The organism is Hongsoonwoonella zoysiae (assembly GCF_013266695.1).
Taxonomy (GTDB): Bacteria; Pseudomonadota; Alphaproteobacteria; order Rhizobiales; family Stappiaceae; genus Hongsoonwoonella; species Hongsoonwoonella zoysiae.
Map to the genome: position 1 here is coordinate 1 of NZ_JABRXF010000006.1, position 1,032 is coordinate 1,032.

The 1,032-nt window shown below is 64.4% G+C and carries 1 protein-coding gene; it reads left to right on the forward strand.

Features of this window, described 5'->3' with window-relative positions; translation table 11 throughout:
• Window positions 1-1,032, forward strand: a 1,032-nt coding sequence (gene tuf, locus HPQ64_RS20195) for an elongation factor Tu (protein WP_172890466.1), incomplete at its 5' end; no start/stop codon positions are given.

The window sequence follows — 1,032 nt, forward strand, 5'->3', positions numbered from 1 at the left end:
CCGGAAGAGCGGGCTCGTGGCATCACGATCTCGACGGCGCACGTCGAGTACGAGACGGATGCGCGTCACTATGCGCACGTGGACTGCCCGGGTCACGCCGACTACGTGAAGAACATGATCACGGGTGCTGCGCAGATGGACGGGGCGATCCTGGTGGTTTCGGCGGCCGACGGCCCGATGCCGCAGACGCGCGAGCACATCCTGCTTGCCCGCCAGGTTGGCGTTCCCGCTCTCGTGGTGTTCCTGAACAAGGTCGACCAGGTTGACGATCCGGAGCTTCTGGAGCTTGTCGAGGTCGAGGTTCGCGAGCTTCTTTCGTCCTATGACTTCCCGGGCGACGACATTCCGATCGTGGCGGGTTCGGCGCTTGCCGCTCTCGAGGGCCGCGACGACAACATCGGCACTGAGAAGATCGCCGAGCTGATGAAGGCGGTGGACGACTACATCCCGACGCCGGAGCGTCCGCGCGACCAGCCGTTCCTGATGCCGATCGAGGACGTGTTCTCGATTTCCGGCCGTGGCACGGTGGTGACGGGTCGTGTCGAGCGCGGCGTTGTCAAGGTCGGCGAGGAAATCGAGATCGTCGGTATCCGCGACACGCAGAAGTCGACGGTCACGGGCGTTGAGATGTTCCGCAAGCTGCTCGACCAGGGCGAAGCCGGCGACAACATCGGCGCTCTGCTGCGCGGCATCGGCCGCGAGGACGTTGAGCGCGGCCAGGTGCTCTGCAAGCCGGGTTCGGTTACGCCGCACACGAAGTTCAAGGCCGAAGCCTACATCCTGACGAAGGAAGAGGGTGGTCGCCACACTCCGTTCTTCACGAACTACCGTCCCCAGTTCTACTTCCGCACGACGGACGTGACGGGCGTGGTGGAGCTTGAGGAAGGCACGGAGATGGTGATGCCGGGCGACAACGTCTCGGTGACGGTGACGCTGATTGTTCCGATCGCCATGGAGGAAGGCCTCCGCTTCGCCATCCGCGAAGGCGGCCGCACCGTCGGTGCCGGCGTCGTCGCGAAGATCATCGAGTAA